This window comes from Streptomyces sp. SLBN-31 (genome assembly GCF_006715395.1).
Lineage (GTDB): Bacteria > Actinomycetota > Actinomycetes > Streptomycetales > Streptomycetaceae > Streptomyces.
In genome coordinates, this window is the sequence record NZ_VFNC01000001.1 from 1,452,043 (window position 1) to 1,475,901 (window position 23,859).

At 71.7% G+C, this 23,859-nt stretch carries 15 protein-coding genes; 8 read left to right on the plus strand and 7 right to left on the minus strand.

The features are described 5' to 3' along the window. Positions 1-443: 443 nt before the first annotated feature. Both FBY22_RS06750 and FBY22_RS06755 read left to right on the plus strand, forming a co-directional pair. On the plus strand, positions 444-1,868 hold the full coding sequence (locus tag FBY22_RS06750; RefSeq protein ID WP_142143193.1) for a non-reducing end alpha-L-arabinofuranosidase family hydrolase: 1,425 nt from the start codon (positions 444-446) through the stop codon (positions 1,866-1,868). Positions 1,869-2,119: 251 nt separating this feature from the next. After that, complete coding sequence (locus FBY22_RS06755) at positions 2,120-5,089, plus strand: glycosyl hydrolase (RefSeq protein ID WP_142143195.1); 2,970 nt, start codon at positions 2,120-2,122, stop codon at positions 5,087-5,089. 89 nt (positions 5,090-5,178) lie between these two features. Here the strand turns inward: FBY22_RS06755 and katG are convergent, their stop codons facing one another. Together katG and FBY22_RS06765 are read right to left on the minus strand one after the other, a co-directional pair. Continuing rightward, positions 5,179-7,368, minus strand: coding sequence for a catalase/peroxidase HPI (katG, locus tag FBY22_RS06760; protein ID WP_142143197.1), 2,190 nt, complete (start codon positions 7,366-7,368; stop codon positions 5,179-5,181). Between the two features lie 23 nt (positions 7,369-7,391). Then, positions 7,392-7,829 carry a Fur family transcriptional regulator gene (locus FBY22_RS06765; RefSeq protein ID WP_142143199.1) on the minus strand — a complete coding sequence of 146 codons (438 nt, stop codon included), beginning with the start codon at positions 7,827-7,829 and terminating at the stop codon, positions 7,392-7,394. 245 nt (positions 7,830-8,074) lie between these two features. Here FBY22_RS06765 and FBY22_RS06770 point away from each other — a divergent pair, with 245 nt between their 5' ends. Both FBY22_RS06770 and FBY22_RS06775 read left to right on the plus strand, forming a co-directional pair. Further along, positions 8,075-12,217, plus strand: coding sequence for a bifunctional nitrate reductase/sulfite reductase flavoprotein subunit alpha (locus tag FBY22_RS06770; protein ID WP_142143201.1), 4,143 nt, complete (start codon positions 8,075-8,077; stop codon positions 12,215-12,217). Between the two features lie 13 nt (positions 12,218-12,230). Beyond that, positions 12,231-13,184: an XdhC family protein gene (locus FBY22_RS06775; RefSeq protein ID WP_142143203.1), complete on the plus strand. Its 954-nt coding sequence runs from the start codon at positions 12,231-12,233 to the stop codon at positions 13,182-13,184. 58 nt (positions 13,185-13,242) lie between these two features. Here the strand turns inward: FBY22_RS06775 and FBY22_RS06780 are convergent, their stop codons facing one another. After that, on the minus strand, positions 13,243-13,869 hold the full coding sequence (locus FBY22_RS06780; protein WP_142143205.1) for a DUF305 domain-containing protein: 627 nt from the start codon (positions 13,867-13,869) through the stop codon (positions 13,243-13,245). Between the two features lie 85 nt (positions 13,870-13,954). Beyond that, the gene (locus FBY22_RS06785) at positions 13,955-14,347 is read right to left on the minus strand and encodes a DUF6153 family protein (RefSeq protein ID WP_260844725.1); all 393 of its coding nucleotides are present in this window, start codon (positions 14,345-14,347) and stop codon (positions 13,955-13,957) included. Between the two features lie 903 nt (positions 14,348-15,250). Here FBY22_RS06785 and FBY22_RS06795 point away from each other — a divergent pair. The 3 genes from FBY22_RS06795 (at position 15,251) to FBY22_RS06805 (ending at position 17,419) form a co-directional block, all read left to right on the plus strand. Beyond that, the gene (locus FBY22_RS06795; protein ID WP_142143207.1) at positions 15,251-15,994 is read left to right on the plus strand and encodes a YcnI family protein; all 744 of its coding nucleotides are present in this window, start codon (positions 15,251-15,253) and stop codon (positions 15,992-15,994) included. A 115-nt stretch (positions 15,995-16,109) separates the two neighbouring features. Further along, entirely contained in the window at positions 16,110-16,772 is a 663-nt protein-coding gene (locus tag FBY22_RS06800) for a hypothetical protein (RefSeq protein ID WP_142143209.1), read from the plus strand. 44 nt (positions 16,773-16,816) lie between these two features. Beyond that, positions 16,817-17,419, plus strand: a complete 603-nt coding sequence (locus FBY22_RS06805) for a sigma-70 family RNA polymerase sigma factor (RefSeq protein ID WP_142143211.1) — start codon at positions 16,817-16,819, stop codon at positions 17,417-17,419. Positions 17,420-17,714: 295 nt separating this feature from the next. Here FBY22_RS06805 and FBY22_RS06810 read toward each other — a convergent pair whose 3' ends face one another. Further along, a complete protein-coding gene (locus FBY22_RS06810; RefSeq protein ID WP_142143213.1) occupies positions 17,715-20,837 on the minus strand; it encodes an FAD-binding and (Fe-S)-binding domain-containing protein in 3,123 nt (1,040 codons plus the stop codon). Positions 20,838-20,910: 73 nt separating this feature from the next. Then, positions 20,911-21,414, minus strand: coding sequence for a MarR family winged helix-turn-helix transcriptional regulator (locus tag FBY22_RS06815; RefSeq protein WP_142143215.1), 504 nt, complete (start codon positions 21,412-21,414; stop codon positions 20,911-20,913). 125 nt (positions 21,415-21,539) lie between these two features. Between FBY22_RS06815 and FBY22_RS06820 the strand changes: the two genes are divergently transcribed. Continuing rightward, positions 21,540-22,055, plus strand: coding sequence for a YceI family protein (locus FBY22_RS06820; RefSeq protein WP_142143217.1), 516 nt, complete (start codon positions 21,540-21,542; stop codon positions 22,053-22,055). 6 nt (positions 22,056-22,061) lie between these two features. On the opposite strand, the gene FBY22_RS06825 is transcribed toward FBY22_RS06820, so the two are convergent. Next, positions 22,062-23,819 (minus strand): hypothetical protein, encoded by a 1,758-nt coding sequence (locus FBY22_RS06825; RefSeq protein WP_142143219.1) that lies wholly within the window; start codon positions 23,817-23,819, stop codon positions 22,062-22,064. Between the last annotated feature and the right edge of the window lie 40 nt (positions 23,820-23,859).

A 23,859-nucleotide genomic window follows, 5' to 3' on the forward strand; every position in this document is an offset into this window, starting at 1 on the left:
GTGCGTCTGCCGTGCAGCATGGATGGCCCAGACAGGGATGATTGGCGGCTGACCGTGGATCGTCAATACACCTCGCAGAAGAAATTTCCGATTGACTTCCGAAACATTCGGGATCGGGTTGATCATCCGGACACCTCGACAGCCTCAGCGATTGCCGCAACGGTGGAAGTCGAGATGTCCGGTGCCCTGCGGAAAGGGCGGCGCGGGGTGTGCTGACCAGCGCATAAAGCCTCGAAAGATTTCGATGTTCGCGGCGATACGTGCGAGAGGTATTGACGCGGTTCAACGGCTCTCTATCATTCGGGTTGCTCGATGCTTCGACCCTTGTTCGACCCGACGAACAGTGCACGTCGCTCAGTCGCAAATGTCATGACCCCGCCAAACATGGCCCATCCGTGGTGGTGCTCAACGGCAACCGCCCACTCGAGGTTGAGGAAGTGTCCATGCGCAGAACGAGGTTCAGTCGCAGGCATCGGTCCACGGTGCTCGCCGCCGTGATAGCGGCGCTGGCCGCGCTGGCGGCGATGCTCGTCGCCGCCCCGGCTCAGGCGGCTTCCAGCGGCGCCCTGCGCGGTGTCGGTTCCGGCCGGTGTCTCGATGTGCCGGGGGCCGCCCAGACCGACGGCACGTACCTGCAGCTCTACGACTGCTGGGGCGGTACCAACCAGCAGTGGACGTTGACGGACAGCAACCAGCTCACCGTGTACGGCGGCAAGTGCCTGGACGTTCCGGGCCATGCCACCACGGCCGGTACCCGGGTGCAGATCTGGACCTGTTCCGGCGGGGCGAACCAGCAGTGGCGGCTGAACTCCGACGGCACGGTCGTCGGTGTGGAGTCCGGGCTGTGCCTGGAGGCCACGGGCTCCGGAACGGCCAACGGCACGGCGGTGCAGATCTGGACGTGCAACGGCGGCAGCAACCAGAAGTGGACCGGCCTGTCCGGGACCACGACCCCGCCGGACGGAACGTGTGCTCTGCCGTCGACGTACCGGTGGACGTCGACGGGTGCGCTGGCGCAGCCGGCGAACGGGTGGGTCTCGCTGAAGGACTTCACCAACGTGGTCTACAACGGCAAGCACCTGGTCTACGCGTCGAACGTCTCGGGATCGTCCTACGGCTCGATGGCGTTCGCTCCCTTCACGAACTGGTCGGACATGGCGTCGGCCCGCCAGACCGGGATGAGCCAGGCCACGGTGGCACCCACCCTCTTCTACTTCGCGCCCAAGAACATCTGGGTGCTGGCCTACCAGTGGGGTGCGTGGCCGTTCATCTACCGCACGTCGAGCGACCCCACCAACCCCAACGGCTGGTCCGCGCCGCAGCCGCTGTTCACCGGCAGCATCTCGGGCGCCGCGCCGATCGACCAGACCCTGATCGGTGACGGCCAGAACATGTACCTGTTCTTCGCCGGTGACAACGGCAAGATCTACCGGGCGAGCATGCCGATCGGGAACTTCCCGGGCAACTTCGGCTCCTCGTACACGACGGTCATGAGTGACACGACGAAGAACCTGTTCGAGGCGCCCCAGGTCTACAAGGTCCAGGGCCAGAACCAGTACCTCATGATCGTCGAGGCCCGGGGTGCGAACGAGCAGCGCTTCTTCCGCTCGTTCACGGCCTCCAGCCTGAACGGTTCGTGGACCCCGCAGGCCGCCACCGAGAGCAACCCCTTCGCGGGCAAGGCCAACAGCGGTGCCACCTGGACCAACGACATCAGCCACGGTGACCTGGTCCGCAACAACCCCGACCAGACCATGACCGTCGACCCCTGCAACCTGCAGCTCCTCTATCAGGGCAAGTCCCCCTCGGCGAGCGGTCCCTACGACCAACTGCCCTGGCGGCCGGGCGTCCTGACGCTGCAGCGCTGAACCAGTCCGAGTACCCGTCGGCGGCCGGCCTCATCCGGATGAGGCCGGCCGCCCGCGCGCGTCGGTGACGGGTCGTTGAACGATCACTGCTTTCTGTATTGACGACTCCTTGGGGCCCCTCTATGTTCTCCAGCTTGAGAGCGCTCTCAAGCGCGGCAATCGCGGGCTCCTCCCCGCTGTGGCCTGGGATATGAAAGTCGCGCTGCGCACACGTCGTTCGCACGCCTCGCCTCCCTGCTGAAAGGGCCCCCATGGCAAGAGACAGTGCTCAGCCACCGAGAACCGCGCCGCGGCCCGCCGTCCTGCGGCGAGCCGCGGTGTTCCTCGCCGTCGCCGCCCTGCTCGGCGCGGTCCTCGCGGCCTTCGACTCCGCGGCGGCGAGAGCCGACACGGTGGGCGCGGGCAGTTACACCACCACCGCCCCCGGTCCGTTGCCCTCGGGATGCGCGGACCTGTCCACCAACCCGCGCCACTGGGTCACCGCCGACGCCCCGTCAGGTGCCGTGCCGACCAACGACTGGTGGTCGTCCATCCTGTGGAAGCGCACCAACTGCGCCTATGGTGAGCCGCTGTTCGCGCAGCCGCTCGGCTTCAAGGCCCAGTCGGGCGGACTCGGCTTCTCCTACAGCACCACACCGGCGATCTCCGGCAGCGCCAAGGGCGTGGGCGAGTACCACTTCAACTACACCGAGGACTTCGTGGCCGGAGTCGCCGGCCTGGGTGCTCCCGAGGTGAAGGTCGACGACTGGAGCGACTGGACCGTCAGCCCCGTCCTGAGCGACGGCGCGCACAAGCTGCGGGCGACCATCGGCTCCGGCCTGCCGTTCGCGTACTTCCGGGCGACCGGCGGCGACGCCCAGATCAAGGTGGCCTCCGGCGCGACGGCCACCGTGTGGTCCCGCTCCGGTTCGATGCTCGGCTACACCATCGCCGGGCACGACTACGTGGCTTTCGCCCCGAGCGGCGCCACCTGGTCGGTCGACGGCTCCGGCACCACCTTCACCTCATCGCTCGGGGGCAAGGACTACTTCTCGATCGCCGTGCTGCCCACCACGCCGTCCACCTCGGCCGCCGACCGGGCCGCGCTGGCGGACGAGTACGCCGAGTACGCCCACGACCACGTCACCGGGACCACGGTGTCGTACGCGTACGACGAGGCGAGCAGCACCGTCACCACCAAGTACGGCTTCACCACCACCGCCATGGAGGGCACCGGCAAGGCCACGGTCGCGGCGCTGATGCCGCACCAGTGGCGCAACCTCGCCGGCGGCAGCCCGTTGTCGCAGAAGTACATCTCCTCGCGCGGCCCGCTGAAGGTGCTCACCGGCATCACGTCCTTCACGACGTCGATGGTCTTTCACGGCGTGCTCCCCGAGGTGCCGGCCGTCGCAGACGATGCCGGGGCCGACGCCACCACCCTGCAGAACTACCTGAACGCGGAGAAGGCCGACCCGACCCGGCAGCAGAGCGACGACACCTACTGGACCGGCAAGGGCCTCGGCCGCGCCGCGCGCCTGGCGGAGATCGCCGACCAGACCGGCAACACGGACGTACGCGACGCCGCCCTCGCGGCGATCAAGTCCAAGCTGACGGACTGGTTCACCGCCTCGCAGAACGAGACGGGCCACCTGTTCTACTACGACGACAAGTGGGGGACCCTGATCGGCTACCCGGCCTCCTACGGGTCCGACCAGGAGCTGAACGACCACCACTTCCACTACGGCTACTACATCGCGGCCGCCGCCACCCTCGCCCGGTTCGACCCCACCTGGGCCGACGCCGACCACTACGGCGGGATGGTCGACCGGCTCATCCGGGACGCCGACAACTACGACCGTGCGGACAAACGTTTCCCCTACCTCCGGGACTTCGACATCTACGCCGGCCACGACTGGGCCTCGGGCCACGGCTCGTTTGCCGCTGGCAACAACCAGGAGTCCTCGTCCGAAGGCATGAACTTCGACAACGCGCTCATCCAGTGGGGCGCCGCCACCGGGAACAAGACGGTCCGGGACGCGGGCATCTACATGTACACCACGCAGGCCGCCGCCATTCAGGACTACTGGTTCGACACCAAGGACGAGATCTACCCGAGCGACTTCCCGCACAAGGAGGTCGGCATGGTCTGGAGCAACGGCGGCGCCTACTCCACCTGGTTCTCCAGCGCCCCCGAGCAGATCCAGGGCATCAACCTGCTCCCGGTGACCGGCGGGCACCTCTACCTCGGCGACAACCCGGCCTACGTCAAAGCGAATTACCAGGAGATGCTCGACCAGTCCGGCAAGACCAGGCCCGGCATCTGGCCCGACATCTGGTACGAGTACCTCGCCCTCGGCGACGGCGACGCGGCCCTGGCCGACTTCCGCGCCGACAGCTCCTTCACCTCGGAGGAGGGCGAGAGCAAGGCCCACACCTTCCACTGGATCCGCAACCTCGCCGCCCTCGGCACCGTCGACACCACCGTCACCGCCGACGATCCGCTGACCGCGGTCTTCACCAAGAACGGCGAACGCACCTACGTCGCAGCCAACCCGACCGCCGCCGACCACACCGTGCACTTCTCCGACGGAACCAGCGTGCGGGTGCCCGCGGGCCGGACGGTCACCGCCGGTGCCCACACCTGGAGCGGCGGCAGCGCACCCGGCGGCACGGGATCCACCCCGACCCCGACGCCCACGCCGACCCCGACGCCCACGCCGACCCCGACGCCCACCCCGACTCCGACCCCCACGCCGTCCGGCGGCACGGGTTCCTCGCCCACGCTGTACCTGATGGACGACGGGACGCTGTCCGGGACCGCCGGTTCCGCGGGCAGCGTGACGGTGGCCTCGGCCGACGGCGTCAACCACGACGGCAGCCCGTACAAGCCGCTGACCTTCACCACCTCCGGGGTCGACCTGAAGTACGCCGGAGGCGCCCCCCGGTTCGACCTCGCCGTCGACGCCGGGCGGACCGTCGGCAACGCGGTGCAGATGGAGCTGTCCTACGACTGCACCGGCTCGGGCTCATGGGACCGCGTCGAGACCTACCGCTACTTCGCCACCGACCCGCTCCCCGGCTGGGAGCACTACACCGACAGTGCCGGACTGGCCGCCGCGACCGGCACCCCCTGCGACCTGAAGAACGGAAAGGTGAGGGTCAGGGTCTGGAGCGCCCTGGGCAACACCCCCAGCACGCTGGACACCGGAGACATCTCGACCGTCCGGCTGCCCTACGCCTGACGCGGGGCGCTGCCGGAAAACGGCGACGTCCGGGCCGCCCCGTGAGGGACGGCCCGGACGTCAGTGGCCAGGCTCGGTGACCGTGAGGATCAGGCGATGTCGAAGCGGTCCGCGTTCGACACCTTCACCCACGCCGCGACGAAGTCCTTGACGAACTTCTCCTTCGCGTCGTCGGCCGCGTAGACCTCGGCGAGGGCGCGCAGTTCGGAGTGCGAGCCGAAGACGAGGTCGGCACGGGTGCCGGTCCACTTCACCTCGCCGGTCGCGTCGTCACGGCCCTCGAAGGTCGTCTGGTCCTCCGAGGTCGACGTCCAGGTCGTGCCCAGGTCGAGCAGGTTGACGAAGAAGTCGTTGGTGAGCTTGCCCGGGGTCTTGGTGAAGACGCCGTGGGCGGTGTTCTGGTAGTTGGCGCCCAGCACCCGCATGCCGCCGACCAGGACGGTCATCTCCGGGGCGCTCAGGCCCAGCAGGTTCGCCTTGTCCAGCAGCAGGAACTCGGCCGGCAGGCGGTTGGCCTTGCCCAGGTAGTTGCGGAAGCCGTCGGCCGGGGGCTCCAGCGCGGCGAAGGACTCCGCGTCGGTGTGCTCGTCCGTGGCGTCCACGCGGCCCGGCGTGAAGGGCACCTCGATGTCGAAGCCGGCGTCCTTGGCGGCCTTCTCCACGGCGGCGGCACCGCCGAGGATGATCAGGTCGGCCAGGGAGACCTTCTTGGCACCGGTGTTGAACCCGGCCTGGATGCCCTCGAGGACGCGCAGGACCTGAGCCAGCTTGTCGGGCTCGTTGACCTCCCAGCCGGCCTGCGGCTGCAGGCGGATGCGGGCGCCGTTGGCACCGCCGCGCTTGTCGCTGTTGCGGTAGGTGGAGGCGGACGCCCAGGCGGTGGTCACCAGCTGGGAGACCGAGAGGCCCGAGTCGAGCAGCTTGGCCTTGAGCGACGCGATGTCGGCGGCGTCGATGGGCTCGCCCTCGGCCTGCGGCAGCGGGTCCTGCCACAGCAGGGTCTCCTCCGGGACCTCCGGGCCGAGATACAGCGCCTTCGGGCCCATGTCGCGGTGGGTCAGCTTGAACCAGGCGCGGGCGAAGGCCTTCGCGAACTCGTCCGGGTTCTCGTAGAAGCGGCGCGAGATCTGCTCGTAGACCGGGTCGAAGCGCAGCGACAGGTCGGTGGTGAGCATCGTCGGGAGGTGCTTCTTCGTCGCGTCGTGCGCGTCGGGGACGATCGCCTCGGCGTCCTTGGCGACCCACTGCTTCGCGCCGGCCGGGCTCTCGGTGAGCTCGTACTCGTACTCGAAGAGGTTCTTGAAGAACCCGTTGCTCCACCGGGTCGGCGTGGCGGTCCAGGTGACCTCCAGGCCGGAGGTGATCGCGTCGCCGGCCTTGCCGGTGCCGTAGGTGCTCTTCCAGCCCAGGCCCTGCTGCTCGATCGGGGCGGCCTCGGGCTCGGGGCCGACGTTGTCCGCCGGGCCGGCGCCGTGGGTCTTGCCGAAGGTGTGGCCACCGGCGATGAGGGCGACGGTCTCCTCGTCGTTCATCGCCATGCGGCGGAAGGTCTCGCGGATGTCGCGGGCCGCGGCGATCGGGTCCGGGTTGCCGTTCGGGCCCTCGGGGTTGACGTAGATCAGACCCATCTGGACCGCGCCGAGCGGGCTCTCCAGGTCACGGTCGCCCGTGTAGCGCTGGTCGTCGAGCCAGACCTTCTCGGGACCCCAGTAGACGTCCTCCTCCGACTCCCACACGTCCTCACGGCCACCGCCGAAGCCGAAGGTCTCGAAGCCCATGGTCTCCAGGGCGACGTTGCCGGCGAGGATCATCAGGTCGGCCCAGGACAGGCTCTTGCCGTACTTCTTCTTCACCGGCCACAGCAGACGGCGGGCCTTGTCCAGGTTGCCGTTGTCGGGCCAGCTGTTGAGCGGGGCGAAGCGCTGCTGGCCGGCGCCGGCGCCGCCGCGGCCGTCGCTGATGCGGTAGGTGCCCGCGCTGTGCCAGGCCATACGGATCATCAGGGGGCCGTAGTTGCCGAAGTCGGCCGGCCACCAGTCCTTGGAGTCCGTCAGCAGCTCGGCGATGTCGCGTTTGACCGCCGGGAGGTCGAGGCTCTGGAACGCCGCGGCGTAGTCGAACTCCTCACCGAGCGGATTGGCCACGGCGGGGTTCTTGGCAAGGATCTTCAGGTTGAGCCGCTCCGGCCACCACTGCTGGTTGCCGCCGCCCTGGGTCGGGTGCAGGGCGCGGTCGTGCGCCACCGGGCACTTGGCCTCTGCGGCGTTGTTCTCAGACATGGGAATCCTTCCGGGGTTGGTGCTCAGGCCGTGCGTGCGGAGGAACAGTCGGGGCACAGGCCCCAGTAGATGACCTCGGCCTCGTCGAGCGCGAAGCCGCGGTCGTCGGACGGGGTGAGACAGGGTGCGTGGCCGACCGCGCAGTCGACGTCGAAGACGGCGCCGCAGGACCGGCAGACGAGGTGGTGGTGGTTGTCACCGACCCTTCCCTCGAACCGGGCCGGGCTGCCGGGCGGCTCGATGCGCCGTACGAGGCCCGCGCCGGTCAGTGCGTGGAGTGCCTCGTACACCGCTTGAAGGGATATGTGGCCGACCCTCTCGCGCACCCCCGAGGCGATCGTCTCGACGTCGAGGTGGTCACCCTCGCGGACGGTCTCGAGCAGTGCGACGCGGGCGGCCGTCACCCGCAGGCCGGCACCGCGGAGCTCCTCGGCGGTGGTCGGAAGCTGGGGTGAAGTCATGGCGACCAACCTACAGGCTTAAACACGAATGATTCAAGAAAACGAACGGTGCAAGTTTGGTGGCGCGCCGGTGGACCGACACTTGGCCGCGGGCCCGCCGCAAGATCTCTCACAGTGCCCACCGCACTCCTGTGCGCCCGGTGTAACCCCTGATGACCGGCCCAGGAGACACCCGCGTAATGGGCATTTCGTACCGTCACGGAAGCTCCACCCGTACGGGACGATCATGAGAGGCAGGGGTGCCCGTGGCCGCGCCGGACTCGCCGAACGCCGACACGAGGAAGGTGCGGACGGTCTGCTCCTACTGCGGTGTGGGCTGCGGCCTCGTCCTCGACGTCGGCGTCGGGCCCGACGGACGCCGTACGGTTCTGAAGGCGTCCGGCGACAAGGACCATCCCGCGAACTTCGGACGGCTGTGCACCAAGGGGGCGACCACCGCCGACCTGCTCTCGGCTCCCGGGCGCCTGACCACGGCCCTGGTCCGGCCCGAGCGGGGAGCGGAGCCCGTGCCCGAGCCGGTCGCCGCGGCGATCACCGAGACCGCCCGGCGGCTGCGCGCCGTCGTCGACGAGCACGGACCCGACGCCCTCGCCTTCTACGTCTCCGGGCAGCTGGGCCTGGAGGCCCAGTACCTGGTGAACAAGCTGGCCAAGGGGTTCGTGCGGACCAACCGTATCGAGTCCAACTCCCGCCTGTGCATGGCCAGTGCGGGCACGGGCTACAAGCTCTCGCTCGGGGCCGACGGGCCGCCCGGGTCGTACCAGGACCTCGACCGCGCCGACGTCTTCCTCGTCATCGGCTCCAACATGGCCGACTGCCACCCCATCCTCTTCCTGCGCATGATGGACCGGGTGAAGTCGGCGGGCGCCAGGCTGATCGTCGTCGACCCGCGCCGCACCGCAACGGCCGAGAAGGCCGACCTGTTCCTGCAGATCGCGCCGGGCACCGATCTCGCCCTGCTCAACGGCCTGTTGCACCTGCTGCACGCGAACGGGCACACCGACCCCGACTTCATCGAGCGGCACACCGAGGGCTGGGAGGAGATGCCCGCCTTCCTCGCCGACTACCCGCCCGCCGTCGTCGCCGGCATCACCGGCATCCCGGAGGACGACATCCGCGAGGCCGCCCGGCTGATCGGCGAGGCGGGGGAGTGGACCAGCTTGTGGACGATGGGCCTCAACCAGTCCACGCACGGCACCTGGAACACCAACGCCCTGGTCAACCTGCATCTGGCGACCGGGGCCATCTGCCGTCCGGGCAGCGGCCCGTTCTCCCTCACCGGGCAGCCCAACGCCATGGGCGGCCGGGAGATGGGCTACATGGGGCCCGGCCTGCCCGGACAGCGGTCCGTGCTGGTCGACGAGGACCGGGCGTTCGCCGAGGAGGTGTGGAGGCTGGAGGCGGGCGGTGTCCGCGCCGACGGCGTCGGCAGGGGCACCGTCGAGATGTTCCGGCAGATGACCGACGGCGAGATCAAGGCCTGCTGGATCATCTGCACCAACCCCGTCGCCTCCGTCGGCAACCGCAGGACGGTCATCGAGGGCCTGGAGGCCGCCGAGTTCGTCGTCACCCAGGACGTGTTCGCCGACACCGAGACCAACGCGTACGCGGACGTCGTCCTGCCCGGCGCCCTGTGGACCGAGACCGAGGGCGTCCTCGTCAACAGCGAGCGCAACCTCACCCTCGCCCGGCCCGCCACCGACCCGCCCGGCGAGGCCCTGGCCGACTGGCGGATCATCGCGGCCGTCGCCCGGGAGATGGGCTACGAACGGGACTTCTCCTACGACAGCGCCGAGGAGGTCTTCGAGGAGATCAAGCGGTTCCGGAACCCGAAGACCGGGTGGGACCTGCGCGGCGTGACCTACGAACGGCTGCGCGAGACACCCGTGCAGTGGCCGGCGGCGAGCGAGGACGGGTCCGACCGCAACCCGATCAGGTACGTGGGCGAGGACGGCTCGCCGGTCTTCCCCACCGCGAGCGGGCGAGCCGCCTTCTTCGCCCGGCCGCACCTGCCGGCCGCCGAGATGCCGGACGACGACTACCCCTTCGTCCTCAACACCGGCCGGCTGCAGCACCAGTGGCACACGCTGACCAAGACGGCGAAGGTGGCCAAGCTGAACAAGCTGAACCCCGGCCCCTTCGTGGAACTGCATCCGCAGGACGCCGAACGCCTGCGGATCACCGACGGCGACTCGGTGGAGGTCGCCTCCAGACGCGGCCGGGCCGTGCTCCCTGCCATCGTCACCGACCGTGTGCGGCCCGGGAGTTGCTTCGCGCCCTTCCACTGGAACGACCTGTTCGGGGAGTACCTCAGCGTCAACGCCGTCACGAGCGACGCCGTCGACCCGCTCTCCTTCCAGCCGGAGTTGAAGGTGTGCGCGGTGTCCCTCACCAAGGTGCCGACGCCGGTCACGGTGCGGACACCGGCCGTGCGGACACCGGCCGTGCGAACACCGGCCGTGCGGACCCCCGTCGAACCCGCCTCCGTCGCCTCCGGCCCCGATCCCTTCGGGCTCGAACCCGCGCCGCCGCCGGTGCTCACCGCCCAGGAACGCCAGTACCTCGTGGGGTTCCTCGCCGGCATCCCGGCCGGCACCCCGGGCGTGCCGGTGCTGCCGCCCTCGGCGCCCTTCGACCCCGAGCACGCGCTGTGGGTGAACGGCGTGCTGGCCGGCATGTACTCCCGCGGCACGGCATCCGCTCCGGCGCCGTCGGCGCCCGGCCGTGAGGTGGTGATCCTCTGGGCCTCGCAGACCGGCAACGCCGAGGACTTCGCGGCCGCCACCGCCGAGCGGCTCAAGACCGGCGGTCACGCCGCCTACCTGCTCGGCATGGACGAGGCCGACCCGGCGATGCTGCCCGCCGGGGCCGACCTGCTGCTGATCACCAGCACCTTCGGCGACGGCGACGCACCGGACAACGGCACCGGCTTCTGGGAGACCCTGGCCGCGGCCGACACCCCGCGCATGGAGGGACGGCGCTATGCCGTCCTTGCCTTCGGCGACTCCTCCTACGACGACTTCTGCGGCCACGGCCGCCGTCTGGACCGGCGCCTGGACGAACTGGGGGCGCTGCGCCTCGCCCCGCGCACCGACTGCGAGCCCGACTACGAGGACACGGCCCACGCCTGGCTCGACCGGATCCTGACCGCGCTGTCCGGAACACCCGCCCCGGCGCCCGCCCCCGCGTCGGTCCCGGCGCCCACCCTCACCCCGGCGTCCACCCCGGCCCCGCCGTCCGCCGCGCCCCGAGCGCCGCGCACGCGGAAACCCGCCCCCGTCGTCGCCCGCCTCACCGGCAACCGTCTCCTCAGCCTCCCCGGCGCCGGCAAGGAGGTCCGCCGGTTCACCTTCGACACCCGTGACAGCGAGACCCCGCTGCTGTACGACGCGGGCGACGCACTCGGCGTCCAGCCGCTCAACTCCCCTGCCCTGGTGGCGGAGTGGCTGACGGTCACCGGACTGGACGCGGACGCGGCCGTCGAGGTCGGCGGCGTCGGAGAGGTCGCCCTGGGCGAAGCGCTCTCACGCCACCTCGACATCACCCGGATCACCCCCGGACTGCTCCGCTTCGCCGCCGAACGCGCCCGTGACTCAAGGGAGTTGAAGAAGCTCCTGCGCCCCGACAACAAGGGGGACCTGGCCCGGTGGTCCTGGGGCCGGCAGGCCGTCGACGTGATCGCCGAGCACGGGCTGCGGGCCGCCGCGCAGGAGTGGGCCGAGGTGCTGGGGCGCCTCCAGCCGCGCCTGTACTCCATATCGTCCAGCCCGCTGAGCGACCCCCACCTGGTCTCCCTCACCGTCTCCGTCGTCCGCTACGAGAACCTGGCCGGCCGCCCCCGCCAGGGCGTCTGCTCGCCCTTCCTGGCCGACGCCGGGACCGGCACCCCGGTCCCGGTCCACGTCCAGCGCTCCGCCCACTTCCGCCCGCCGGCCGACCCCGCCACGCCGATGGTCATGGTCGGCCCCGGCACCGGCGTCGCCCCCTTCATGGGCTTCCTGGAGCAGCGCCGCGCCCTCGGCCACCGGGGCCCCAACTGGCTGTTCTTCGGCGAGCAGCACCGGGCCACCGACTTCTACTACGAGCAGGAGCTGACGGCATTCCTCGCCGACGGCACCCTCGACCGCCTCGACACGGCCTTCTCCCGCGACCAGCGCGCCAAGGTCTACGTCCAGGACCGCATGCGCGAACACGGGCCGCTGCTGTGGTCGTGGCTGCGGGACGGCGCCCACTTCCACGTCTGCGGCGACGCGTCCCGCATGGCCAAGGACGTCGACCGGGCGCTTCGGGACATCGCCGTGGTGCACGGCGGACTGGACGAGGCGGGGGCGGCGGCGTACGTGAAGCAGCTGGCGGCCGACAAGAGGTACGTCCGGGACGTCTACTGACTACGCTGGGTGCATGCGTGACCTTGCGGAGACGGCACGGCGGTGGACGGCCGAAGGCCGGGCGGCGGTGCTCGCGCGGCCCCTCACCGAGCGCGGGTTCGGGGCGCGCCAGCCGGCCGATGCGATGCTGATCGACTCGGACGGGCAGTACACGGGGCGGCTGTACCGGGGCGCCTTCGACCAGCGGATCGTCACCGAGGCCTGCGCAGTGCCGCCCGGCCACACCGCCCGCGTGTGCGAGGTGGCCGTGCACCAGGAGGCCGTGGCGCAGGCGGGGCTGACCTGCGGGGGACAGGCCGAGATCCTGCTCCAGCCGCTGGGCGCCGTCCCACCCCGGTGGTGGCAGCTGCTCGCGGCCGGGGCCGACGTGGCGCTGGTGACCTGGCTGGACGAGAGGCGCACGCACGCGGTCAGCGCCGTCGTGACACCGGAGGAGGCGATCGACGGGCCGGACGTGCCGCCGCAGGCGGCCGTGCAGGCGCGTTCGCTGCTCGCCCGTCATCGCGCCGGACGCGAGGTGCACGCGGCCGACGCCGGGCTCGTCCTGGTCGAGACCTGCCCGGCCGTCCCGCACCTCGTCGTCGTGGGCGGTGGCGAGCTCGCCGAACTCCTCGTCGCCCAGGCCGGGTTGCTCGGCTGGCAGGCCACCGTGACGGGCGTCGGGCGCGACGCCGAGGAACTCCTCGCCGAGCATCCCGCCGCCGCCTGTCTGATCATGCTCAGTCACGATCCCGACGTGGACGTGCCCACCCTGCGCACCGCCCTGACCACGGGCATCCCGTACGTCGGCGCCCTGGGCTCCCGCCACACCCAGGCCCGCCGCGCCGCCGCGCTGCTCCGCACGGGCCTGACCGAGGCCGATCTGACCCGTGTGCACGGCCCCATCGGCCTCGACATCGGCGCCCGCACCCCGGCGGAGACCGCACTGGCGATCTGCGCCGAGGTACTGGCGGCGCTCGGCGGGTGACCGCGCACGCGAGGGGTGCGGAAGAGGGGCCGACGGGTGCCGGCCCCCCGGGGGTGCGTCAGCCCTTGCCGAGGAGCTTGTTCATCTCCGTGATCTCGGCGGTCTGGGCGTCGACGATGTCGGCGGCCATGGACTTCGCGGGGCCGTAGGAGCCCTTGGCCTTCTCCGTCCCGGCCATCGCCACGGCACCCTTGTGGTGCTCGATCATCATGGTCAGGAACATCGAGTCGAAGTCCTTGCCGGACATCTTCTTCAGCCCCGCCATGTCCTTGGCGTCCATCATCCCGGGCATCGCCGAGCCCGCCGAGTGGCCCATCCCGGGCATCGCCGAGGACATGCCCATGCCCCACGTCTTCAGCCAGCCGTTCATGGTGCGGATCTCCGGGTCCTGCGCCTTCTCGATGCGCGAGGCGAGGTCCTTGACCTGCGGCGAGGAGGCCCGGTCGGCGGCGAGGCCGGCCATCTCCACGGCCTGCCGGTGGTGGGGGATCATGCCCTGCGCGAAGGCCATGTCCTGGTCGTTGTGCGCGGCGGCACTCGACGAGGCGGAGGCGGAGCCGTGGTGGCTTCCGCTCCCGCTGTCGCCGCCGTCGTCGCTTCCGCAGCCGGCCAGGACGAGGGCCGCGGTGACGGCCGTGGCCACCAGGGCGGTACGGCGGACCAGGGACGTACGGGTGTTGCGCATGCTGGAACTCCTGCTGTGCGAAGTGAGTGCGGACGTGCCGGAGGGCACCGCGGCGCCGGTTCGTGGTCGCGGTGCGCGGCGGTGTCTAGATCCGCAGCAGTTGGAGTTCCGCCAGGGAGGGCGGGGCGCGTGCGCCGTCCGGTGCCGTCCCCGCGTACGGGTGGACGGTGTCGGCGGGTCCGGGGACGGCCGTCGGGTCCGGTGCGAGTGCCGGGAGCGTCGGTCCGCCGCTCACCGCGGCCGACGCACAGATCTGGTCGGCGTGCCGGGCATGGCCGCCTCCGCAGCCGTCGTCCGCGCAGCCGTCGTGCGAGACGGCCGTCACCGTCATGTGCCGGGAGGCCGAGTGCGCCTCGACGGCACCGCCGGGGGCCAGGCCGTGCATGCCGAACAGCCCGGCCAGCAGCGCGAGCACCACAAGCGCCCGCCACCGCACGGAGGGCGGTGGCGTGGGGCGTTGCTGTGCGCGGGCTGTCACGGCGCTCATGTTACGCAGACCGCCGCGGCCGCGCGGACGGCCGCTCGTGATCGGCCGAAACAGCCAGGCGGGATGAACGCACCGGTGCCGCCGTCCGTATCCCTACGACGGACAGCAGACCGACCCCTTCGGAACTCCCCGTGCCCATCAGGCCGTTCGACCGAACCGACCGCCGCCGCGGTCCCCGTACAGGCCGCCCGTCCGTCGATTTCGGGCCCCTGTCCGCGGGCTCGGGGATCCGCCCGTCGGGCCCGGCGGGTCGCGTGGCAGGATCGGGCGCCATGACGGCGTCTGCTCCGGTCCGCGGGCTGCGCGCGGCGGTGTTCGCCGCGCTGTGCGTGCTGCTCGCCGCCGGCGGGCACGCGCTGGCGACCGGGACGACGCCACCCGTGTGGGTGCAGGCCGCCGGTTTCGCGCCGGTCTTCGCCGCCGGGTGCCTGCTGGGCGGCAGGCAGCGGTCCCTGGGCGCCATCGGCGCCGGGACGCTCGTTGCCCAGGGCGGGCTGCACCTCGCCTTCGACACCGTGGCACCGCACTCGACGATGATCATGCACGGCATGCGGATGCCCCACGCGCACCCCGTGACACCGCACGCCGGCGCCGCGCACGTCGCCGCCGCCCTGGTGCTGACCTGGTGGCTCGCACGCGGCGAGGCCGCCGTGTGGTCGCTGCTGCGCCGGACCGCCGCGCTGGTGCCGGGCCTGCGGGCCTGGTGGCGGGTGCGCGGCGGGGCCGGTCTCGTGCCGGACCCGCGAGACGTCGTACGCCCGTACACGTGGGACGCGCGGCCGCCGCGGCGGATGCCGCTGCGGCACGCGGTGCAGCGGCGCGGGCCGCCACCTGGAACTCCGTACCCGATCCGATCCCCAACTGCCTCTTCCCAGTACGGAGATTCACCCACCCATGTCCTCAGTACGCGCCACCCTGCGCCGCGCCGGAGCCGTCACCGCCCTGGCCGCCGCCGGGCTGCTCGCCGCGGCGGGCATCGCCTCCGCGCACGTCACCGTCCACCCCGAGAGCTACGCCAAGGGCGCCACCGACGGCGTCCTGACCTTCCGCGTCCCCAACGAGGAGGACGGCGCCCGCACCACCAAGGTGCAGGTCTATCTGCCCACCGACCACCCGCTGCTCGGCGTGCTCGTCTCCCCGCAGGACGGCTGGACGGCCAAGGTCACCGAAACCAAGCTGAAGAAGCCGGTCAAGACCGACGACGGCACCATCACCGACGCCGTCTCCGAGATCACCTGGACCGGCGGCAGGATCGACCCCGGTCACTACGCGGACTTCAACGTGGCCTTCGGCCAACTGCCGGACGAGACCGACCAGTTGGTCTTCAAGACGCTGCAGACCTACTCCGACGGCAAGACCGCCCGTTGGATCGAGCAGCCCGCGCAGGGCGACGAGGAGCCGGAGAGCCCGGCACCGGTGCTGAAGCTGACCGCCAAGGGCACCGACGTGGGTGCCAGTGGCACGGCCCCGCTGCCGGCGAGCTCCAAGAGCTCCGCGAGCACCGAGTCCAAGGCGTCCGCCAGTGACTCGACCGCGCGCGGACTCGGCGTCGCCGGGCTCGTCGTCGGTGTGCTGGGGCTGGCGGCGGCGGGCTTCGCGCTCGCACGCGGCCGCAACGGCGGGGCTCGCCCCGAGTAGCCAACGCGTCGCCTCTTCCTCGTGGCCGGAGCACAGGCTGTGAGCCGAGCGCGGTGACTGTGGGTTTCCGTACCTTCCGCCGACGGCCGGATTCCCGGTGCGAGGATGAGGCGCCATGACAGCAGGGTGGTGTGCACGCACCTCACGAGCCGCGGTGTTCGCGGCCGTCTGCGTGCTGCTCGCCGCCCTGGCGCACGAGTTGATGTCCGGCGGCCGGGTGCCCGGGTGGGCCCTGGCCGCCGGCGCGGCCGCGACCGGCGCCGCCGGCTGGTGCCTGGCGGGCCGGGAACGCGGCCCCGCGCTGATCGTGCCCGTCGTGGTCGGCGCCCAGGCGGTCCTGCACACGGCGTTCTCGTACGCGCTGTCGGCGACGGCGGGGACCGGCGGCCGCGCGACGGACTCCATGACCGTAATGGACATGACCGGCGGTAACTCCGGTGCCGCCATGGACATGAGCGGCCCGGGCTCCATGGGCGGGATGCACATGGACCACGCGGCCGGCGGCTCCCCGTCCCTCGGCATGCTCGCCGCGCACCTGCTGGCCGCCCTGCTGTGCGGGCTGTGGCTGGCGCACGGCGAGCGGGCCGCCTTCCGCGTCCTGCGCGCCGTCGGCGCCCGGCTGGCCGCACCGCTGCGACTGCCGCTCGCCCCGCCGCCGACCCCGCGCCACCCCCTCCCGCGCTTCGGCCGCCCACGCTCCGACCGGGCGCCGCGCCTGCTTCTCCTCGTCCATGCGATCACCTCTCGGGGACCACCGGTGGGGACCGCTGTCGCCTGACGACAGCCGGAACCTCCCACCCACTCACCCGAGAAGGACATCGGATGATCACCCCTGCCCTGACCGCGGCACGCCCGAAATCGGACGGCGCACGTGGCGAGTCGACCGCGCTCGACGAGGCGGCGACCGCCTGGGCGCTGGCCGCGCGAGCCGGTGACCCGGACGCCGTGGAGCACTTCGTACGCGCGCTGCACCGCGACGTCCTGCGCTACGTCGCCCACCTGTGCGCCGACCCGCAGGCCGTCGACGACCTGGCCCAGGAGACCTTCCTGCGCGCCCTCGGCAGCCTGCACCGTTTCGAGGGCCGCTGTTCGGCCCGCGCCTGGCTGCTGTCCATCGCCCGCCGCGCGGTGATCGACGGCTACCGCCGCGCATCGGCCAGGCCCCGCCTGGCGGACCGCCCGGACTGGCAGCTGGCGGCCGAACACGCCCAGCCCAGGGGTCTACCGGGGTTCGACGACGGCGTCGTCCTCCTGGACCTGCTCGCCGCCCTGCCGGACGAGCGCCGCCAGGCCTTCGTCCTCACCCAGCTGCTGGGCCTGCCGTACGCGGAGGCGGCGGCGCTGAGCGGCTGCCCGGAGGGCACGGTCCGCTCCCGGGTGGCAAGAGCACGGGCCACTCTGGCGGGGGAGTTGGAGCACGCCTAGGGCCCTGTCGTTTGGATCAGGTCGGCTGCAGGGGGCGGTGCGTCTCGCCCGAGCCGAGCGGGGTCGTGGGGGTGCCCCCAAGCAAGGTTGTTCGAGCGTGCGGGAGCGTGCAGCTGCAAGGCGGAGGAGGGAGTCGACGCGATGGGGGTCCCCCCGCTGGAGCGAAGCCGAAGGTGGGGGAGTCGGCGAGTGACGACAACGCGGCTGGGGGTGCCCCCTCTGGGGGGTGCGTGCCAGGGCCCGCGACGCCGAGCTGATCCAAACGACAGGCCCTCACCGCCGCCCTCGCGTCACGTCACCGGCGCAGGCCTCGTATCAACCCCGCGGCGGCGCCCGCGGCGCCCGCCCCGACTCCGCCGAGCGCCAGGGCCTTGCCCAGGCGTCCCGGCGGGGCGGGGCGCGTCTGCGGGCCGACGCCGTACGCGCTGCCGTGCTGCCCGTCGGGCAGCGCCGAGGCGAGCAGTTCGGCCACGTGCACCGCCTCGCGGCCGCCGCTGTCGAACTCGTGCACCTGGGTGCGGCAACTGAACCCGTCCGCGAGTACCACGGTGGACGCGTCCTCCTCCCGCAACCGCGGCAGCAGCACCCGCTCGGCACACGCCTCGCTGACCTCCAAGTGCCCTCGTTCGAAGCCGAAGTTGCCCGCCAGCCCGCAGCACCCGGACTCCAGGCGCTCGACGTCCACGCCGGCCCGCCGCAGCAGCTCCTGGTCGGAGTCCCAGCCGAGCACCGCGTGCTGATGGCAGTGCACCTGGGCCACCGCGCGCGCCGACCGGTCCGGCACCTGGGGCGGCTCGTAGCCGGGGCTGTGGTCGACGAGCAGTTCCGCGAGCGTCACCGTCTGGTCGCTCAGCCTGCGCACGTCCCGGTCGCCGGGGAACAGCTCTCCCATGTCGGACCGGAAGACGGTGGTGCAGCTCGGTTCCATCCCGACCACGAGTCCGCCGGCCCGCACATGCCTCGCGAGCGCCCGCACGGTCCGCTTCAACACCCGCTCGGCGACGCCCAGTTGACCGGTCGAGATCCAGGTCAGGCCACAGCACAGCGGTTCCTGAGGCAGCACCACCCGCCATCCGGCCCGCTCCATCAGCTCCACGGCGGCCTGCCCGATGTGCGGGTGGAAGAAATTGGTGAAGGTGTCCGGCCACAGCAGTACGCTCCCGCGCGTCCCGTCGCCGTAGGTCTCCCGCCGTCCCGCGAACCACTGCTGCAGGGTCCGGCGTGCGAACAGCGGCACCTCCCGGTTCTCGACCCCGGCGAAGGCGACGGCGGCCCTCGACAGCCCCGGCGTGTGGGTGAGCGCGTTGACGGCCGGTCCGAGCCGGGTGCGGCCGACGGCCTGGGCCACGACCGGCAGCCAGCCCATCGACCAGTCGGAGCGCGGCCTGCGCCAGGGCCGCCCCTCGTAGTGGTGGGAGAGGAACTCCGCCTTGTAGGTGGCCATGTCGACGTCGGCCGGACAGTCCTTCTTGCAGCCCTTGCAGGCCAGGCAGAGGTCGAGCGCGTCCCGTACCGCCTCCGACCGCCAGCCGTCCCGGATCGCGCTGTCCCCGTGCCCGTCGAGCATCTCGAACAGCAGCCGGGCCCGGCCCCGCGTCGAGTGCTCCTCCTCCCGGGTGACCTGGTACGAGGGGCACATCACCGAGCCGCCCGAGTTGGTGAGCTGCCGGCACTTGCCCACGCCCACGCACCGGTTGGCGGCCTCCGCGAACGTCCCGCCGTCGTCGGGGAAGCGGAAGTGCAGGTCGCGCTCGACGTACGGCGCCCAGTCGCCGCCGAGGCGGAGGTTCTCGTCGAGCCGGTAGGGGGCCACCACCTTGCCGGGGTTCATCCGGTCGAGCGGGTCGAAGACGGCCTTGAGCCGCCCGAACGCCTCGACGATATCGTCCCCGAACATCCGCCCCAGCAGCTCGCCCCGGCTCTGTCCGTCGCCGTGCTCCCCGGAGAAGGACCCGCCGAACTCCACGACCAGGTCCGCCGCCCGCTCCATGAACCGCCGGTAGGTGGCCACGCCGTCGGCGCTGTACAGGTCGAAGGGGATACGGGTGTGCACGCAGCCCTGCCCGAAGTGGCCGTAGAGGCTGGGCCCGGTGTCACTGAGGTAGCCGAACTCGTCGTACAGGCGCCGCAGTCGGCGCAGGTAGTCGCCGAGCCGGTCCGGCGGCACCGCCGAGTCCTCCCAGCCCTCGAAGGTGTCCGGCTTGCCGGGGATGTGCGCGGTGGCGCCGAGTCCGGCCTCCCGGACCTGCCACAACTCGTCCTCGTGGGTGGGGTCGTCGAGGAATGCGACGTCGGCGTCGTGCTCGGACTCGTGCAGTCCCTCCAGCATCCGGTGCGCCGCCTCGTCGGCCTCCTCCGATGTGTCCCCGCCGAACTGCACCATCAAGAAGGCGTTCCCCTTGGGCAGTTCGGCGCGCGCCTTCGGGTTGAGGCCCTTGATCCGCTCGTCCTTCAGCAGCAGCGCATCGACGCCCTCCAGCGCAATCGGCTCGTACGGCAGGATCGTCGGTACGGCGTCGGCGGCCACGGAGATCTCCGGGAACCCGAGGACCACCAGGGTCCGTTCCTTCACCACCGGCACCAGTTCCAGCTCCGCCCGCAGGACGGTGACCAACGTCGACTCGCTGCCGACGAGGAGGCCGGCCACATCGAAGCCGTACTCGGGAAGCAGCGAGTCCAGGTTGTAGCCGGAGACCCGGCGCGGGATGTCCGGGTAGCGGCGGCGCACCTCGTCGCCGTACCGGTCCCGCAGGGCCCGCAACCGCCGGTAGACGGCGGCCCGCAGATCGCCCTGCCGCTCGATCTCGGCGTACTCCTCGTCGCTGGTCTCCCCGCACCAGAAGCGGGCGCCGTCGTAGAGCAGCACCTCCAGGCGGGCGATGTTGTCGACGACCTTGCCGTGCGCCTGCGCGGTGGCGCCGCAGGAGTTGTTGCCGATCATGCCGCCAAGGCAGCAGTTGGCGTGGGTTGCCGGCTCGGGGCCGAACCGCAGCCGGTGCGGGGCGAGTTGACGGTTGAGGTCGTCCAGGACGATGCCGGGCTGGACGACACAGGTGCGGGCGTCCGGGTCCACGGACTCCAGCTTGTTGCAGTACTTGGACCAGTCGATCACCACGGCCGTGTTGGTGCACTGCCCGGCCAGACTGGTCCCGCCGCCCCGCGACAGCACCGGCGCGTCGTGCTCGCGCGCCACGGCCACCGCCTCGGCGGCGGCCTCGGGCGTACGGGGCACGACCACGCCGATCGGGGTCTGCCGGAAGTTCGAGGCATCGGTGGCGTAGGCGGCCCGGCTCCCGGCGTCGAAGCGCACCTCGCCGTCGACCCGGTCGCGCAGCGCGGCCTCCAGCCTGGAGGAGTCGACGGGAGGCGCCGCGCCCTTGCGACGCACGACGGGTTCGGGCAGGTCCAGCGCGCCCATAGCGCCCTCCTTCGGACACGGCACAGCGGCACGGGACCGCCGGGTACCCCGGCCGCGGAGGGCCATCCGTCCCCTATGCCTCCTCGGCCTCCCCGGCGAGTTCCGGCATCAGTCCGCGCATGGCCTCGCGCTGACCGGGGCCCATCACATGGGTCAGGGCCCGGGTGACCGTCTCGGCGAGCGTGCCGGAGGCCTCCCGCAGCAGCCGGCGGGCCTTGTCGGTGAGGGCGACCTCGATGCCCCGCTTGTCGCCGCACACCGACTTGCGGGTGACGAGCCCGGCGTGCTGGAGGCAGGCGATCTGGTAGGTGAGCCGGGTCTTGGGGCGGCCGAGGAGTTCCGCGACGCGCGTCATGCGCAGGCCCGAGGCCGGCTGTTCGGCGAGCAGGCACAGGATCAGGAACTCGTCGTGGGAGACGTCCAGCCGGTCCTTGACGACCGACCGCAGTTCCTGCTCCACCGCGCCCATGGCCGCGAGCATCACCATCCAGGCCCGCAGTTCCTTGGGCAGTAGTCCGCCATCCCGCATGGAGGGGCATTCAGGCAGGTCGGTGAGGTGCTCGTCGGGATCGGCCATGGGTCGAGTCTACCCATTGTCCATTTTTGTACGAGGTGGTTGTCCAGATTTGGATAATGGGCTAGCCTGCCAGTCATCCAAATTTGAACCACCATTCGGCCCGCCCCCGCTCACAGGAGAAGACCATGACCGTCGCCGTCGAAACCGGTGTCTGGCAGCTCGACGCCGCCGCCTCCACCGTCGCCCTGCGCCACAAGACGATGTGGGGCCTGGTCACCGTGAAAGGCGCCTTCGGTGTCGTCGGCGGCCGGGGCGAGGTGAGCGCCGACGGGTCCGCCAGCGGAACGATCACGCTCGACGCCGCCTCCCTCGACACGCAGCACAAGAAGCGCGACGAACACCTGCGCTCGGCCGACTTCTTCGACGTGGCGAATCACCCCGAGATCACCTTCGCCGTCCGCGACGCCCAGCTGCGCTCCGGCGACACCGTCGAGGTGTCCGGTCAGCTGACCGTGCGCGGCATCAGCCGCCCGCAGTCCGTCACCGCCCGCCTGGTGGACGCCGGCGTCGGCGCGCTGACCCTGGAGACGGAGTTCACCGTGGACCGCGCCGAGTTCGGCCTCGGCTGGAACCAGATGGGCATGATGCGTGGCCCGGCGACCGTCACCGCCACGCTCCGCTTTGTGCGCTCGGCCGCCTGACGCCGCTCAGCGGGACCGGCCCGACCGCCCGGTCCCGCCTCCGTGCGGACCGTCCACGCGCAGACGCACGTCGCTGCTGGACAGCGTCTGCGGGTCGGCGGTGAACACCCGCAGCCGCAGCAGGGCGTGCGGCCCCGGCAGGGCGAACCCGCCGTGGGCCGGCCGGATCACATACTCGGCCGTGGTGTGCGCGGGCAGGCTCGCCGGTCCCCGCAGAGTCGTCCAGTACTGCCGCAGCCCCTGCCCCACGGTGAGCATGAAGTGCGGTTCGAGGGCGCTGTCGTCCGTGTTGGTGACCCGCAGGGTCAGCCGGGTGAGGACGTTCGCGTCCTTCGCGGTCCGGCGCACGGCGGCGATCTCCGTCCTGAGCGGCGGCTTGCCCGTGACGGCCACGACGGCGCTCACCAGCGCCGGGGCGACCAGCAGCAGGGCCGTCGCGACCAGCGCCGGGCGCCGGTGGCTGCCGGTCAGCAGCCGCGGGCGCGGCTGCCAGGCGCGGTAGAACTCCTCCGGGGGTGCGGTGACGGCGGCCGCCAGCCACAGCGGGGTCATCATCAGGTAGTAGCCGTCCTGGGAGCGGGTCGCCAGGTAGAACGCGCACCAGGGCAGCACGGTCGCCGCCGGACCCAGCCGGCGCACGAACAGCACCAGCAGCCCCAGCAGGGCCACGGCCAGCAGCATGCTCGCGTGCCCGTACCAGTCGAGCCGGTCGCTGCCGTGCGTGTAGTACAGGGACATCCCGACCAGGCCCTGCCCGTGCAGCGTCGCCCCCTGGATCAGCGGCAGCGCGATACCGGTGGCCCAGGTGCCCGGCTCGCTCACGATGAAGTACGTGTTGATCAGCAGCCACACGGTCGCGGCGATGCCCACGATCCGCGCCACCACCAGCGCAGCGGCCCGTCCGCCGAGCTCGCCCCGGCGCAGCGCGTAGATCCCGACCAGCAGGAACGGCGCCAGGAACCAGGGCAGCTGCTGCGCCGCGCACGCGGCGCCCAGGCACGCGGCCCGGGCCACGCCGGACGCTCCCAGCCGCCCGCCCAGTCCGATCCGCGGCCAGCGCACCACCACCGGGATCAGCAGCGCCAGCGCGGTGATCGCCGGGTAGCCCTCGCGGGCGTACGTGGGCAGGAAGCCGAAGCCGAGGCACGCCATCGTGGCCGCCGGCCGCCACGGCGCGGGCAGCATCCGCCACAGCACGACCGTGCCCACGATCAGCGCACCCGTGCTCACGGCCGTCGCCGGGGCGCCCCCGTGACCGATCCACAGCAGCGGTGCGGTGAGCAGCGGGGCGAGCGGGGGGTAGCCGTAGGTGAAGTCGTAGCCGCCGTTGAACGTCGTGGTCAGGGCGATGCCCTTGGTGAACAGCCACGGCCACGGCTGCCCGTAGACCGGATGGCCCGCGGCCAGTTCCCTGGCGGCCTGGGTGGTCAGCACGGCCTCGTCCGAGCCGCCGTGGTTCATCGCCCACGCGCACAGGGCGAGCACCACGGCGGTCACCAGTACGACGGCGTCGAGCCGTCTGAGCGAACTCGCCCGGCGCACGACGAGCGTCAGCACGCCGCTCACGAGGATCGCGGCGTAGCACACCGATATGACCGCGGCGACGGCCGGGCGGTGGCTCTCCGCCTGGGTCCAGATCGCGCGGGTGCCGACGAAGAGGCTGATGTCGGCGAGCAAGGTCAGGACGCGGTGCCACTGCGCGGGCTGTTCCGGGAGGGCGGACACCGCCGACTGCGTCCGCCGACCGGGTGTCACCTGCTTCATTTCTGCCAAGTGCACGTCATCGGACGCTAGACCCGCCCGG

Coding starts and splice junctions, on each gene's coding strand:
- FBY22_RS06750 (WP_142143193.1), top strand. CDS start 444: ATGCGCAGAACGAGGTTCAGTCGCAGGCATCGGTCCACGGTGCTCGCC.
- FBY22_RS06755 (WP_142143195.1), top strand. CDS start 2,120: ATGGCAAGAGACAGTGCTCAGCCACCGAGAACCGCGCCGCGGCCCGCC.
- katG (WP_142143197.1), bottom strand. CDS start 7,368: ATGTCTGAGAACAACGCCGCAGAGGCCAAGTGCCCGGTGGCGCACGAC.
- FBY22_RS06765 (WP_142143199.1), bottom strand. CDS start 7,829: ATGACTTCACCCCAGCTTCCGACCACCGCCGAGGAGCTCCGCGGTGCC.
- FBY22_RS06775 (WP_142143203.1), top strand. CDS start 12,231: ATGCGTGACCTTGCGGAGACGGCACGGCGGTGGACGGCCGAAGGCCGG.
- FBY22_RS06780 (WP_142143205.1), bottom strand. CDS start 13,869: ATGCGCAACACCCGTACGTCCCTGGTCCGCCGTACCGCCCTGGTGGCC.
- FBY22_RS06795 (WP_142143207.1), top strand. CDS start 15,251: ATGTCCTCAGTACGCGCCACCCTGCGCCGCGCCGGAGCCGTCACCGCC.
- FBY22_RS06800 (WP_142143209.1), top strand. CDS start 16,110: ATGACAGCAGGGTGGTGTGCACGCACCTCACGAGCCGCGGTGTTCGCG.
- FBY22_RS06805 (WP_142143211.1), top strand. CDS start 16,817: ATGATCACCCCTGCCCTGACCGCGGCACGCCCGAAATCGGACGGCGCA.
- FBY22_RS06810 (WP_142143213.1), bottom strand. CDS start 20,837: ATGGGCGCGCTGGACCTGCCCGAACCCGTCGTGCGTCGCAAGGGCGCG.
- FBY22_RS06815 (WP_142143215.1), bottom strand. CDS start 21,414: ATGGCCGATCCCGACGAGCACCTCACCGACCTGCCTGAATGCCCCTCC.
- FBY22_RS06820 (WP_142143217.1), top strand. CDS start 21,540: ATGACCGTCGCCGTCGAAACCGGTGTCTGGCAGCTCGACGCCGCCGCC.
- FBY22_RS06825 (WP_142143219.1), bottom strand. CDS start 23,819: ATGAAGCAGGTGACACCCGGTCGGCGGACGCAGTCGGCGGTGTCCGCC.